A 12,087-nucleotide genomic window follows, 5' to 3' on the forward strand; every position below is an offset into this window, starting at 1 on the left:
GAGCGGCCTAGCTGCCCCGCCTCGGAACCGCCGACAGGCTCCTTTCGTCTGGGGGTGAGACGAAGGGGGCGCAAGGTGTTTGCATGGTTGTTTCTGTGGCTGGTGCTGGGCATCTGGTTAATCGTCGGGGCGTTCGCCTACGTGGTCTGGAAGCGCCGGCGTCAGCCCGCACGGCACCGGCGCTGGTGGGTCTTGGGGATGTGTACGGGCGCCGTGGGGTATGTCCACACACTCGCCTACGGCTTCGCTCTGACGCGACCGACAGAGGTGTGCGGGCAGCGAACCTTCGACGACGACTTTCCGCTGACCCACGTCCGCGTCGACATGTTCCCCCCACGTCTGGCGTGCTACTGGACGGATTCGGCGGCGTACGGCCCCAGCCACCCCACGGCCGCGGGCACCTGGTTGCTGTGGTGCGGGGCAGCCCTCCTGGTGGCGGGCACGGTCGCCTGGGCGATGGCTCTGAGCTCGCGCACACCGCGCTGGGCCAGAGCGGGCACGGTCCTCGCGCCCGCGGCCGCCGCCACCATCTGGGCCACTGGAGTCGCCCCGCTCATGCGCCTGTCGGCCGTCGATCTCGACAATGAGTGCTTCCGCTGGCAAGTGGCTCATCTGCACTCCGCGCCCTCCGGCGAAATCGTGCATACCGAGCTCGGCTTTCTGCCGCCGGCTGTCGACTGCGTATTCACCGACGGCACCGCCAGCCTCATCCGTGTTGAATCCCTCGGACTCTCGTGGTGCCTCACCGTGTTCATCGTCTGCTGTGCCGCGCTCAGGCTGCTGAAAGCGCCGATGCCCCTGCGAAGCCACAAGCCACGGTGAATAACCTGCGTGAGGTGTTATTCCTCGTTGAGCAGGCCGGCGCGTAGCTGGGTGAGGGCGCGGGTCAGCAGGCGGGAGATGTGCATCTGTGAGACGCCCAGTTCCTTCCCGATCTGTGCCTGGGTCATCTCCTGGCCGAAGCGCATTTCGAGGAGGTGCCTGTCGCGCTCTTCGAGCTGATTCAGGAGGGGCGCGAGAGCGTGCAGATCCTCGACGAGGTCCATCTCGGGGTCGCGTTCGCCGATCAGGTCGGCGAGCGGCGTGTCGTTGCCGTCGTCGTTGAAGGTGGCGTCGATGGAGGAGGCGTTGTAGCCGTTGGCGGCCACCTGACCTTCGACGACCTCGTCCTCGCTGATGCCCAATTCGGCCGCGAGTTCACTGACCTTGGGGTCCCGGCCGAGCCGGCCGGAGAGCTTCTCGTTGGCCCGCGCGAGGTCGACGCGTAGTTCCTGGAGGCGGCGCGGCACCCGTACGTCCCAGGTGGTGTCGCGGAAGAAACGCCTCATCTCCCCGGTGATGTACGGAATGGCGAGGGTGGTGAACTCGACGTCACGGGAGACGTCGTAGCGGTCGATGGCCTTGATCAGGCCGATCGTGCCGACCTGGAGAATGTCATCCATGTCGTCGCCGCGATTGCGGAAGCGCCGGGCCGCGTAGCGGACCAGGGAGAGGTTCATCTCGATGAGGGTGTTGCGCGCGTACTGGTATGCGTGGGTGCCCTCTTCGAGCGTCTCCAGTCGCCGGAAGAACACCTGTGTCAGCTCCCGGGCGTCCCGGGGCGCGATGTTCTGCGGGTCTTCGATGTGCGGCAGGTCTTCCGGCGACGCAGCCGGAGCCGTGCGCATGTCAGCAGCGGAATCCTGAGCGTGGACTGCGGATGTCGCAAGGCCGGCACGCATAGTTGTGCTCCCTCCGTGTCTTCCCCGGTCGCGAGGTCCGGTACCCGCACCCCAGTGAGGTATGCACACCGTTTGCAGCCTGGCCCCCGCGTCTTCAGCGGTCGGCAGGGTGGCGGAGTACGTCGTAGGTGTAAGTCCCGCCCCCGAGATATACCGGGAGGCGGTGAATTCGGCGCAGGAGAAGCCGTTACGGATGCCCCGACCACCGTGGGAGAAACACAGGAATGCAAGGTGTGACGGAAGGGCGTGCGGGCACACGGTGGTCGGAGGTTGATAACTATGGTTCCCCTGCTTCTCGTTCTTCTTCTCGCCCTGGTTCTCTTCGGTGCCGGATTCGCGCTCAAGGCACTGTGGGTCGTAGCAGTGATCGTACTTGCCGCATGGCTGCTGGGATTCGTGCTGCGTTCGGCGGGCCCCAGCGGCAAGCGAGGCCGCTGGTACCGCTGGTGACCGTAGAAATCACTGGGCCTGAAAGGGTGGATGAGACGTGGTGTTGAATCAATTATCGGCGGGCAGATTCCTTCCCCCGTAAGGCTGCCCCCCTCCCCCATCCCCTTCATGAATTGACCTTTCATGAATCGACGAAAGGATTCACCATGAGCGCCAACGAAAAGGCAAAGGCCAAGACCGAGCAGATCACCGGTAAGGCGGAGAAGTCGGTGGGCCGCGCCGTGGGCAACGAACGTATGGAGGCTGAAGGTTCGTCCAAGGAGGCCAAGGGCGATCTGCGCGATGCCAAGGAAAAGGCCAAGGATGCCGTCAAGGAGTGACGACGTGGCATGAGGCGCGCGGGCGGCGGAGCCGGGAGTTCGGGCTCCGCTCAGCCCAAGGGCGCACGTGTCACTGCGGTGAGTGCGTCAACCACCAGCACGTCGGCCCCGATACAGCAATGATCGGGGCCGGCGTGCTTTCGCTGTTCGAGCCCATCGATGCGGGAACGCCGCAGCCGCCGGCTCGCGGGCCCGTCACCTGTTGAAGCACTCAGTCGGCTAAGACAGGGGGCCGAGGTCGCCTTCGAGGACGGTTTGGATGATCTGGGGCCGGTCCCAGAGGGCCAGGAGTTCGTTGGCGAGGGCCACGATGGGCAGGGGGTCATGGTCGCCGTGCACCGTGACGGCGGCAGCCAACAGGCTGCGCGGGACGGCTCCGGCGTCGAGGAGTACGCGCCACTCCTGTGGCCCGAGCTCCAGGAACTCCAGGCCGGTGAGCTTGGTGATCTCAAGCGGGTCGGCGAGCGTACCGGGGTAGGCGGTGAGGGTCCGCAGGCGCGGCAGCCCGACAACGGGGGCGAGGCTGAAGGGCGCGTCGTCCCACACGCCGAGGGACAGCACCTCCAGACCGGGGTGGGCGGCGGCCTCAACGCTCTTCAGGCTTCTGATGTTGACATGGGCCACGGCCGGCGGCTGGTCGTGGCGACGGCCGCCGCGGTGTCCGCTGGGCCGGTCCAGCACCAGGTCGGTGAGGGAGTCGGCGAGCAGTTCAGCGCCGGTGGTTTCCTCGTGGGAGAGCATGATGATCTGGCCGACGTGGCCGCGTGGGCCCGGCGTGAGGTCGACCGCGAGCCGGTCCCCGCCGCCGTTGTCTCCGAAGGCGATCCAGCCGGGTGAGCCGACCAGGCCCTGCACGGCAGCGTCGGGCGGGGTGACGACCGCCTCGTGCGCCGCGAACTCCCAGCGACAGTGGCGGGACGGCGCGTCGGCGATGTACAGGTCGTCCAGCGCGAAGAGTTCGCAGCCGACCGCCCTGCACGCACGTTCCGCCGCCTCGTGGTCCTCGCCCCAGTCCTGCCAGCGTGACCGCGTCACCCGGTAGAGCGCCTTGAGCTCCTCGGGCAGGGTGACGCCGAGGCGCGCTTCCGCGGTGGCGATCTCCGCCTCCGTCGCGCCGATGGCGTCGGGCAGCCGCTCACGGAGCGTCCGCTCCAGCAGCGCCACATCCGCCGAAGGGGCCGGCTCCGCCACGGGCGCCGGTTCGGGAAGACAGCGCCAGGGGTGCGGAATGGCGCCCTCGACCAGGAGGAGCGCCCCCGGGTGCGGCGTGCCGATGCCGGGCTCCACGGCGGGGCTGGGCCCGAGCAGGCGGAGTGTGGTCTTCCCGGTCGGCGCTATCTCCGCTGTGAACGAGACGTCGTCGACACCTGCGTCCGCGAGCGCGTGACGCACTCGCTCCACCGCCTCCGCCTCGTCCCGCATGTCCTCGGCCTGCGCGGCCCGCCCGGGCGTGTCCAGTCGTCGCCGCAGGGGCAGACTCCAGCCCCCTCGTCCGATGCGTCCCGCCACCCGGAGGGACGGGCCGGCCTGCTCCTCCGCGCCGTTGTTCCTCAGCAGCCGCAGAACGGGCTCCCAGGTCGCGAGGTCGTGCACCGAGGGCGAGGGGGAATGCTGATCAGTCATGCGGAGACCGTACGCGGGGCCACTGACAGCGGAGCGCCTTGTGGATCGGTACAGCCGGTATGACGCTGAGCGTTCTCCCCAGCCTGCTGTCACCGCTTCGAAAGCCTCCTGTCACCGCTTCGCACCATGCGCACACTGCCCGCAGAACTGCTCACGGCTCGACAGGCCCCTACGGAGCCAGGACGCGGGTGAGGGCGAGTGCGGAGGCCAGGCCGCCGCCGAGCACCACGGCCGAGGCGCCTATGACGGGGGCTCGTAGGGTCCATGCGCGCAACTTCGGGGAGTTGGTGGCGCGGGTGAGGAGTGCGTCGCGTCCCCGGAGTACGACGAGGCCGACGCCGGTCAGGGTCAAGGCCATTCCGAGTCCGAATGCCGCCACCATCAGCACCGCGGCGCCCACCTGGCCCGTGAGCAGTCCGCTGAGGAGGACGAGGAACGCCGAGGGCGAGGGGAGCAGTCCGCCGGACGTGCCGAGGAGTGCGATGCCGCGCCAGGTGAGCAGGGAGGTGCCGGGGAGGAGGTGGGCATGGGGGTGGGAGTGGCTGTGGCCGTGCCCATGGTGATGCCCGTGTCCATGCCCGTGACCGTCGTGGTCGTGCCCGTGACCGTCATGGCCGTGCCCGTGCCCGTGCGTATGCCTTCGGTTGTTCAGATGCCGGCGTAGCAGTCCGAGTCCGACCGCGACCACGACCATGGCGGCGATCAGTTGTAGCCAGCCGGTCAGTTCTGCGATGTCGGGGGCGTTGTCCGCGGCGAGCCACCATGCGAGGGCGAGTGCGGCGACGGATGCGGTGTGCATCACGGCGACAATGACGCCCAGCCACACCGCGTCCCGGGCTCTCCCCCGGCCGCCTAGGAGGAAGCCGGCTGCGAGCGTTTTCCCGTGTCCGGGGGCGCAGGCGTGGAAGGCTCCGACGGCCGCCGCGACGAGGAGTGCCAGGGGCAGTACGACGCGGTGTGCGAGCAGTGCGGACAGGTCTGTCGTCCAGACGCTGAACGGCCCCTGCGGGCCGGCCGCCGCACCTGAGGCGCCGCTGCCGGACGGGGCGAGCGTCAGCGTATGGGTCGGCTCTTGGGCCGTGTGCAGGCCGCCGCTGCCCGACGGGGTGACGGAGATGGTGCGGTATTTCGGGTCGACGTCGTTGAGGGCGGTGATGGTCACGGCGAGCGTGGTGACCTGTCGGGGGCATAGGTAGCTGAGGCGGGCACCGTCTTGGACGAGGTGCGAGGTGTCCGCGTGGTGCAGCGAACAGGGCCGGCCGTCCTGGCTCAGCCGGATGTGCGAGCCGAGGTAGCGCGCTTCGGACTCGTCGGCGGCGTGGGCTTCCTTGCGGAGTACGGCCAGATCGTCCTTCGCGGCCGACCAGATGACCTCGGCCGTCTTGCCGTGTGCCTTGACCCGGGCGGCGGGAGGCGCGCCGAAGGGGTGTGCGTCCGCCGTGCCCGCGAGACCGAGCAGCGCCAGCGTCGTGAGTACGCCGACGAGGAGAAGGCGGGCCGCCTTGGCGCCGGCGTGTCTGAGGGGTTGCACAGTGGTGTTCCGATCACGAGTGCCCTGCGGGTGCCTCCCGTGTCCGGGGAGGCACCCGCAGGGCGGGAGAGAGGTACCGGTCAGTCGTCGGTCAGCGCCTGGCCGCCAGCGCGTGGATCGTCCCGTCGTCGGTGAGGGCGATGATCCAGTCGCCGCTGATGGACAGTGCCGAGGCCACGCCGCCGCCGAGGTTGTACTCGGTCAGCTGCTTACCGGTGGCGCGGTCCAGGACGAGCAGGCGCCCGTCCCATGTGCCCGCGTACAGACGGTCCTTGGTCACCACGGCGTGCATCGTCGGGGAGCCCTTCCCCGCGCTGGTGCACCCCATGGCCACCCGCCACTTGTCGTCCAGGGGGCTCTCCCCTGGGAGATGTCCGGCGGGGGTCTCCCACAGCGGCTTGCCCGGCTCGGCCGCGCTGGTGTCGTAGGCGCGGATGACACCGTCACGGCCGGCGATATACGCGCGGTCGCCCCAGATGGCGGGGCTGGTCAGCGGAGCCTGCCCGGGCTCGCAGGTGCTGCTGCCGCCCACCGGGGACTGCCACTGGACGGCACCGGTCTTGAGGTCGTGGCCCCGGGCGCCGCTCTGGGTCATGGTGACCAGCTTCGGGTCCCCCTGGGCCGGATCGGTGAGTGCGGGCGAGGAGTGGCTGTCGATGCCGCCCTGGGTGTCCTTGGCCCATAGCTGGGCGCAGCCGGCCAGGTCCATGGCGACCAGCGTGTTGCTGGAATCCGTGTGCAGGTACGCGGTATTGGATCCGGGCTGACGTACCGCCGTGCTGTGGAACTGGCCCCAGTTGGTCGCTCCGTTGAAGCCGCCCAGCAGGTCACCGCTCTTGGCATCGCGGCACTGGATCTTGTTCCAGTCCTGGTAGACGGCGACGGTACGGTCCTCGCCCTTGATGTCGAAGACGCTGACCGGACCGCCGGCCCGGCCGTAGCGGCGCACGGTATCGCCGTGCCGTTCCTCGTTCTCGATCGTCTGCCAGACGACATGGCCGTCCCCGGCGTCGAGAGCGTAGATCCGGCCGACGGCGGTGGTCAGATAGACCTTCCCGTTGTGGAGGGTGGGCGCCGATTCGGCGTCGCCGTCCAGGTAGGTGCGCCAGATCTCGCGGCCGGAGGCGAGGTCGTAGGCGAGCATCATGCTGTACGGGGAGTCGAACGCCCGGGAGGAGGCGATCACCTTGCCGTTGGCGATCACCGAGCCGTTGAGATTGAACTGTTCACCGGTGCTCGCGGCCCAGCGCAGATCGAGAGCGGTGCCCGGGTTGTCCGTACTCGCGCCGCGTCCGGACTCGTCGCGGCCCTGACGGGTCCAGTCCTGACCGCTCTTCGGCTTCGCCAGCTCCTTGTCGGGCACCACCTTGAAGGGGTTCTTGAGGGTGGGCCAAGCCTTGCCCTTGGTGTCGACGGCGGTCATCTGCGCCGTGTACGTTCCCGGCCGCAGTCCGGCTATCCGGTCGCTGACCCGGGTCCAGGAGATCCGGGCGTCGGGACAGGGCTCCGGTTTGCCGCCGGGCGGTGTGTAGCAGTTCTGCTTCCCCGTCCGGTCGTTGCCGGCGCCGAACTTCAGGTCGCTCTCGCGCCGTACCGTGCGGCCGTGACTGTCGCGGATGGTGAGAGTCGCGGTGGCCGGTGTGCGGCCGTCGTCCTCGGCGTACAGCTCGACGGGGACGGCGTCGCCGGTTCTGTGGACACTGCCTGGCGCGGGGCTGACCAGGGCCGCGTCGTCATCGATATCGAACTGCCGGTGCGTACCCCGCACATAGCCGGTGTCTTCGTTGCGGCGGGTGCGCGGGTTGTCGGTGATGTCCTTGAAGCTCAGGACCTTGTAATCCGGGTGGGAGCCGTCGATGCCGTAGGTGCCCTGGTTGTTGATCTCGACGGAGCGGTCGAAGGCGCCACGGCGGTACTCGGCCTGCTGGTTGTGGCCGGCGGCGAACATCCGCACGTCATACTTCGCGAGTTCATCGATGGTCGGCTGCATACCGGCGCCCGGTCCCCACTGGGTGAACAGTGACCGGTGAGCGAAGAGGAGCACCTGCTTGCCGGCCGCGTGGCGCTTCAGGTCCTCTCGGAGCCACTCCAGCTGCGGCTTGAGGCCGCTCGCGTCGTAGTTGTCCTCAAGGACGACGATGTGCCGGCCGTTGCGGTCGAAGCTGTACCACTCGGGACCCATGTTCCGGCGGTAATACTCCATGCTGCCGCCGTATCCCTGGGAAGTGGCGGTGCCGCCGACGTCGTGGTTGCCGACCGTCGGGTAGAAGGGCATCCCGAGCTTTCCGTCGGTCAGGCCCTTGCGCAGGATGTCGTAACCGGCCTGACGGCGCGGCTCCTGGGCGTAGTCGGTGACGGTCAGATCGCCGGTCGCGATGGCCATCGTCGCGCCGTCGACCTCGGACATCGCCTCGACCTGGCCGGTCCACTGCGGCCGCGTGCTGCGCGCCGCCTGGTCCGAGGTGTTGGATACCTCGATATCGGAGTCCATCACCCACTTCTCGGTGGGGTTGGCGGCGTTCTTGTCCGGCACCAGGGCGAAGTCGATGCCGTTATGCGGACCGTCGCCGTCAGGCACCTTGTGGAAGAACTGCGGGACGTAGTCCTTGCGCAGGGCCGGGGTATAGCCGTTGGGGGACACCACGCTGACGAGATCGGTCTCCCGTCGGCTCGGGTCCATCCGCAGGGTGTACGACCCGTCGGCGCCGGTCGTCGTCCAGACGGCACCGTCGGTGACATCGACGCCGGACATGGGCGCTTCGCCCCCGTCCCGTACGCCATTGCGGTTGACGTCCTTGAAGACCGTGCCCTGGACGGACACCGGGTCAGCGTTCGCCGCCGCCGCGGCCGTCTCGTCCGCGGCGAACGACGTACCGGCCGTGACGGACGGCACCAGACTCGCCACCACGGCGGCACCGGCCGCGATCAGCTGCTTACGGCGCCGAGGGGTGCGGCGCACCGACTGCCACGGGTGCGGGTGTGCGGACTGGTGCTGCCGGTGCGGTGAACGGCGCCGGAGTGCCCAGCGGATGGCCTGGAGCGCCACGAGGGCAAGGGCCGCGCCGAGCACCACGGTGCGCCACGGGAAGGCATTGCTCGCGGGGCTCTCATGGGCGCCCCATGCATCGACGACCGGGGCCGCCGCGGTCGCATTGACCGTATTGCCGTCGAACTCGACGACGGCCTGGGTCAGTCCGCCCTGCTTCAGCATCGCGGTCAGGTCGAGTTGGTCGACATGGCAGCTCCACGCCAGCTCGACCACCACACCCCCGGGGACTCCGCCGCTGTCGCCGGCGACACCGGAGCCGCCGGCCGGACAGGAGGCGGTCAGCAGACGCGACGCCCAGGCGCCCGCCTTATCGGGCGAGACCACGTCACGGTGGACGATCAGCCTGCCGCTGGTGACGTTCTTGTTGGTGGAGACGACGAGTTCGGCGTGGTGCGGCGACACATGGGCCGACGCGGGCTGCGCACCAAAACCCAGGACGAAGAACAACAGCACAAGAGCGGCTCTGGCTGCTGCGCGAATTGGTTTCATGCGCTGGAACCTGTCGGCATCACAAGGCCGACAGTGAAACGATCAGTGAAGGTTTCGCCTCACTGCACCTAACAGGCTCTTCACCGATACACACGGGGCAAGCAGCGCAACAGCCTTGATGCGGAGTATTACCGGGCGGATGCCTCCCCTCCATGACGCAGGGGCGTCCGCCCGGAGACGCCGGGGAGCCCCTCCGGAGATACCGGGAAACCCCTACCGGAGACGCCGAGGTATCAGCCCTTGCCGATGACCAGCAGGACGAATGCCGTGACGATGACGCCGACGCGCACGAAGTGGAACCGGTCCCAGCGGCCGAGCTGCTGCTTCCAGTCCGCCGGGACACTGCCCGGCGTCCACCGGGCGACACGGGAGTTGATCGGGACGAGCAGGGCGATCGACATCAGCACACTGAGGACGAGCAGGGCGGTGGCCGTGATGACGAGGCCCGCCCCCGCGTCACCCCACGCCAGAACCGCCCAGACCGCGCCGAGCACGACCGAGCCGATGTACCAGAACGGCATCACCTTGCCGAGAAGGCGGGCTCCGTCGCTGCGGGCCGCGAGGCCGCCGTTGTCCGGCAGCCGGTCGAGGATCGGATTGACGAAGGCCGCCACCGCGAACTCGACGCCCACCATGAGGCCAACGACCACGACCGTGACAATGGCGATTACGTGCTGCATGTCCCCTCCCGAGGCTCCCCGAGCGCAATTACTAGCGCCGCTAGATTCTGATGCGATACTAGGGAATCGATGCTCGAATGTCTAGCAGTGCTAGCATCAGGCATGTCAGTGCAAGAACGCAAGGCACGCGAGCGAGCCGACCGCCACCAGCTGATCGTCACCACGGCGCGCGAACTCGCCGAGTCCCACGGTTGGGACGCCGTGACCACCCGTCGGCCGTCCGAGCGCATCGAGTACAGCCAGCCCGTGCTCTACAGCCACTTCCGCGGCAAGCGGGAGATCGTCGGGGCCGTGGCCCTGGAAGGATTCGCCGAGCTGACCGCGGCGATGCGGCGCGCGGTGACCAAGGGGCCGCAAGGGCGGGCCGCGGTGGCCACGCTCGCGAAGGCGTACGTCGACTTCGCCGAGCGCAACCCCGCCCTCTACGACGCGATGTTCCTCCTGGACACCGGCCTGCCGTTCGCCGACGCGGCGACACCGGTGCCGCTGCGCGAGGCGTTCGGGACGCTGCTGGACACACTGGGCGATGTGGCGGAGGACGCCGAACCGGCCCTGTTCGTGGAGGTCTTCTGGTCGGCCCTGCACGGCCTGGTCACCCTCACACGCTCGGGCCGGCTCCCCCGGAAGGAAGCGTCACGGCGACTCGAAGTTCTGGTGGACCGGTTCGCGGGGCGTTGATGGCGCTCTGTCGTGCGGTGTTGGCGGCGCCAACCGATGGCCCGGAGCCCAGCCATGAGACGGGCACCCAGCGAATCAGCGACGGGGATGCCGACGCGGAGCGGCTCCGGCGTGAGGCACGGGAGAAGAGCGACCACGGGGCCTTGTTGTCGACCGCGGCGGTGACCGGGCGGGTGGCACTGATCTGTCACCGCGAGGCGTGGGACTTCCTGGCTGCCTGCGCGTCCGAGAACGAACACTTCTGCAAGACCACCGAGGTCTGCGACGAGGGCGAGGGAAGGATTCGGGCGGTGCTGTCCGGCCCCTCCGTCATCGGCCTCCTCATCGCCCTGCGCAACACACACTCCGCTGCCTCCATGGACGGGACCTGGGCCCTGGCCAGCGCCTTCTACCAGCGCCTCGCCGAGGACTTGACCACCACCAGCCGCCATGGCACCCAACCCCTGACCGTCATCTTCGACGACGGCATCCACGATCACACCCCGGCGACCGAGACCTCCGCCTGAGTTCTCCGTCACGGCCAGAGGCCCCCACAGCCTGACCACCCCCGGCTGTGGGGCGCCCCCTCAGAGCGCGCGCAGCGCAGTTCCGAGGTCTGGGCCGTGACAAAGGTTCCGCCGAGGGTCTCCCAGCGGAACGGGACGCGGGAAACATGGGCGGGGACGTCGGCTCGGCGGTCTCGGGCGCGTCGGTGGGTCAACCGAGGAGGCCGTCGGTGCTGCGGTGGTGGATGCGCGCCCGGTCGCGGAGTACCGCCCGCAGGAAGCGCTCGTTGCCGAGCTCGGTGAGGTCGGCGGCGAGCCGGGCAGCGTCGGCGTCATCGCCGAGCGGCAAGTCCAGCTCGAGTGCCATCCGTGCCCCCAGGAAGTGTCTTCATCGACCGGTCCCTGATCCTAGAAGTCGGAGGAGAGGCAGTGGTGTTGGGGGCCGTCGGCGTGCTGCGGTGTCGCCGGGGGCCCGTGTGCCAGGCGGTCGCTTCCCAGCCGACCACCTTCTTGATGTGAGGTGGGATGGCCCCGAGGTCACGGACCTCCCGTGTCATGGCAGGAGTCGCCATGCCCAGTTGTCCGCCAGGACGGAGGAACCGCACCAGGTAGGGCAGGTAGCTGTCCGCCGTACCGAAGTACTCGAACGCGTCCACGCTCACGATGGCGTCGAAGCTCTCCTTCTCGAACGGCAAGGCGTGTGCCTCGGCTCGAACGGCCTGCACCTGGTCGCCGACGCCCGCCTCGGTGAAGACGATTGCCGCGTCCTCGGGGGCGATCCACAAGTCGGCCGCGACGACCTGGGCGTCATATTCGCGGGCCAGGAATACCGACGTGGCGCCCTTGCCGGAGCCGAGGTCGAGAATCCGCATCCCCGGGCGCAGATCAAGGTCCCGGGCGAGGTCCTCCAGCAGCCACAACGGGTTGGGGCCCATGTCGAGGTCGAGCAACCAGGCGGGGTCATAGCGAGAGGAGCGCGGGTAGCGGTCCGGGCGTATGAGGTCGTTCAAGTTGGTCACGAGCACGAACCCAAGCTGATCACCGGCCGGGGAACAACCCGT

The 12,087-nt window shown here is 68.8% G+C and carries 12 protein-coding genes; 5 read left to right on the top strand and 7 right to left on the bottom strand.

The window, feature by feature from the left end:
- The first annotated feature begins 75 nt into the window (after nucleotides 1-75).
- A complete protein-coding gene (locus QT196_RS05080; protein ID WP_266734658.1) occupies nucleotides 76-822 on the top strand; it encodes a hypothetical protein in 747 nt (248 codons plus the stop codon).
- Nucleotides 823-839: 17 nt separating this feature from the next.
- Here QT196_RS05080 and QT196_RS05085 read toward each other — a convergent pair whose 3' ends face one another.
- Nucleotides 840-1,667, bottom strand: a complete 828-nt coding sequence (locus tag QT196_RS05085) for an RNA polymerase sigma factor SigF (protein ID WP_168477830.1) — start codon at nucleotides 1,665-1,667, stop codon at nucleotides 840-842.
- Nucleotides 1,668-2,000: 333 nt separating this feature from the next.
- On the opposite strand from QT196_RS05085, the gene QT196_RS05090 reads away from it, so the two are divergent.
- Both QT196_RS05090 and QT196_RS05095 read left to right on the top strand, forming a co-directional pair.
- Nucleotides 2,001-2,171 (top strand): hydrophobic protein, encoded by a 171-nt coding sequence (locus tag QT196_RS05090; RefSeq protein ID WP_168477831.1) that lies wholly within the window; start codon nucleotides 2,001-2,003, stop codon nucleotides 2,169-2,171.
- A gap of 146 nt (nucleotides 2,172-2,317) precedes the next feature.
- Nucleotides 2,318-2,491 carry a CsbD family protein gene (locus QT196_RS05095; protein ID WP_085923458.1) on the top strand — a complete coding sequence of 58 codons (174 nt, stop codon included), beginning with the start codon at nucleotides 2,318-2,320 and terminating at the stop codon, nucleotides 2,489-2,491.
- A gap of 219 nt (nucleotides 2,492-2,710) precedes the next feature.
- On the opposite strand, the gene QT196_RS05100 is transcribed toward QT196_RS05095, so the two are convergent.
- The 4 genes from QT196_RS05100 to QT196_RS05115 all read right to left on the bottom strand — a co-directional run bounded on the left by QT196_RS05100 (nucleotide 2,711) and on the right by QT196_RS05115 (nucleotide 9,863).
- Nucleotides 2,711-4,114: an SMI1/KNR4 family protein gene (locus QT196_RS05100; protein WP_266734651.1), complete on the bottom strand. Its 1,404-nt coding sequence runs from the start codon at nucleotides 4,112-4,114 to the stop codon at nucleotides 2,711-2,713.
- 169 nt (nucleotides 4,115-4,283) lie between these two features.
- The gene (locus QT196_RS05105; protein WP_290354418.1) at nucleotides 4,284-5,645 is read right to left on the bottom strand and encodes a hypothetical protein; all 1,362 of its coding nucleotides are present in this window, start codon (nucleotides 5,643-5,645) and stop codon (nucleotides 4,284-4,286) included.
- 91 nt (nucleotides 5,646-5,736) lie between these two features.
- Nucleotides 5,737-9,183, bottom strand: a complete 3,447-nt coding sequence (locus QT196_RS05110; protein WP_290354419.1) for a PQQ-binding-like beta-propeller repeat protein — start codon at nucleotides 9,181-9,183, stop codon at nucleotides 5,737-5,739.
- Between the two features lie 233 nt (nucleotides 9,184-9,416).
- A complete protein-coding gene (locus QT196_RS05115; protein ID WP_168477834.1) occupies nucleotides 9,417-9,863 on the bottom strand; it encodes a DUF1772 domain-containing protein in 447 nt (148 codons plus the stop codon).
- A 102-nt stretch (nucleotides 9,864-9,965) separates the two neighbouring features.
- Between QT196_RS05115 and QT196_RS05120 the strand changes: the two genes are divergently transcribed.
- Both QT196_RS05120 and QT196_RS05125 read left to right on the top strand, forming a co-directional pair.
- Nucleotides 9,966-10,541 carry a TetR/AcrR family transcriptional regulator gene (locus tag QT196_RS05120; protein ID WP_290354420.1) on the top strand — a complete coding sequence of 192 codons (576 nt, stop codon included), beginning with the start codon at nucleotides 9,966-9,968 and terminating at the stop codon, nucleotides 10,539-10,541.
- Nucleotides 10,541-11,047 (top strand): hypothetical protein, encoded by a 507-nt coding sequence (locus tag QT196_RS05125; protein WP_290354421.1) that lies wholly within the window; start codon nucleotides 10,541-10,543, stop codon nucleotides 11,045-11,047. Before QT196_RS05120 ends, QT196_RS05125 begins: the two co-directional genes overlap by 1 nt.
- Nucleotides 11,048-11,237: 190 nt before the next feature.
- Here the strand turns inward: QT196_RS05125 and QT196_RS05130 are convergent, their stop codons facing one another.
- Both QT196_RS05130 and QT196_RS05135 read right to left on the bottom strand, forming a co-directional pair.
- Nucleotides 11,238-11,393 carry a hypothetical protein gene (locus QT196_RS05130; protein ID WP_290354422.1) on the bottom strand — a complete coding sequence of 52 codons (156 nt, stop codon included), beginning with the start codon at nucleotides 11,391-11,393 and terminating at the stop codon, nucleotides 11,238-11,240.
- The gene (locus QT196_RS05135; RefSeq protein ID WP_290354423.1) at nucleotides 11,359-12,045 is read right to left on the bottom strand and encodes a methyltransferase domain-containing protein; all 687 of its coding nucleotides are present in this window, start codon (nucleotides 12,043-12,045) and stop codon (nucleotides 11,359-11,361) included. The genes QT196_RS05130 and QT196_RS05135 overlap by 35 nt, the downstream gene beginning before the upstream one ends.
- Nucleotides 12,046-12,087: the final 42 nt, after the last annotated feature.

This window comes from Streptomyces sp. P9-2B-2, assembly GCF_030406865.1.
Taxonomy (GTDB): domain Bacteria; phylum Actinomycetota; class Actinomycetes; order Streptomycetales; family Streptomycetaceae; genus Streptomyces; species Streptomyces platensis.